This is a genomic window from Synechococcus sp. R8-2, assembly GCF_047461715.1.
Taxonomy (GTDB): Bacteria; Cyanobacteriota; Cyanobacteriia; order Thermostichales; family Thermostichaceae; genus Thermostichus.
The window spans coordinates 1-1,087 of record NZ_JANSHQ010000695.1 but is presented as its reverse complement, the minus strand read 5'-3'; the positions used below and the strand labels follow the sequence as shown (position 1 = coordinate 1,087).

The following is a 1,087-nucleotide window of genomic DNA, read 5'->3' as shown; positions in this document are numbered from 1 at the left end:
TGGCCGCCAACATCCTCACCTTCGAGCTGCGCCTGGTGGATCGCTAGAGAGGGATCTCTTCCCATCTGACATCTGCCCAAGACCGTTCTTGCAGCCCGGCAGAGCCTCAATCCCTCAATAGTCGTTCCAAGTTGCCGTGAACCGGCCCATTGGCTTCCCTCTACCCTTGGGAGAAAGGCTCGGGGATCTCAAGCGATTGGAAAAACTCCTTCTCCTGGAACGGGTGCAGGATCCAACATCACAAACAAAAACGACTCCAGCCCCGCCAGGTAGGTGAGCACCTCCTCCTGGGCCGCTTCCGGCTCTAACTTGTTGACCTGGGCCGCTTGCTCAATCAAGGCTTTCACTGCCGTTGGCCCCTGCAACAGGGATCCCAGCCAGGCCATCTGAGGAGCTGGAATGGTTAGGCGCCCATAGCTGGATCCCGGCCAATTCATAGCAAACTCCAGCTTTTTCTCGTGAGCTTTGGCGAAGTTTTGGCGAAATTCGACGTTGTCGGCCAGGATGGGGTTGAGCTGCACTCTGCCCCCCAGCCAATCGGCGTCGCTCCAGGGCAAGACCAAGGAAGAGCCGGGGTGTTCCGCCCAAAAGTCAATGAGGCGATGGTTGGGGTAGATCAGCTCATAAAAGTGATTTTGATCCGCAGGCGAGAGCTTGTCCAACTCAGCTTGCAACCAGGGGGGCATGGCCCTCTCCTTGAACAAAAGCGCCGGATCCCAGTCGGCATAGTCCACCAGACAAACCAGGCCCAGCTCAGCTTCCTCGAGCATGCGCATCAGGTCGGGGATCAGGAAGCCCTTGTCTCCTGGCAAGAGGTAGTTGGCCCGGATGTTGGTGTCGTCTTTGTAGATCTCAGGGTTCCAGCGCAGGGCTGCCCGCATTTCGTCCGAGGCCAAACTGGCCATGAATTCCCGTACCCGCTGACAGGCTTCGGGGGTGGGCAGATCAAACAGCCCCAGCAGCCGAAACGCCTCTTGTAGGCGAAAGATCACCTCCCGCTGGTAGGCGTGGTGCAGGTTGGCCCGCAGGATCCCGTCAGGTTTGAGAACCCGCTTAAGCGCCTTTAGCCCCGCCACCGGATCGTCCA

1 protein-coding gene is annotated in these 1,087 nt (G+C 58.7%); it reads right to left on the bottom strand.

All coding sequences use genetic code 11. The features are described from left to right. Positions 1–188 precede the first annotated feature (188 nt). Positions 189–1,087, bottom strand: an 899-nt coding sequence (locus tag NW819_RS13965) for a class I SAM-dependent methyltransferase (protein ID WP_414414116.1), incomplete at its 5' end; no start/stop codon positions are given.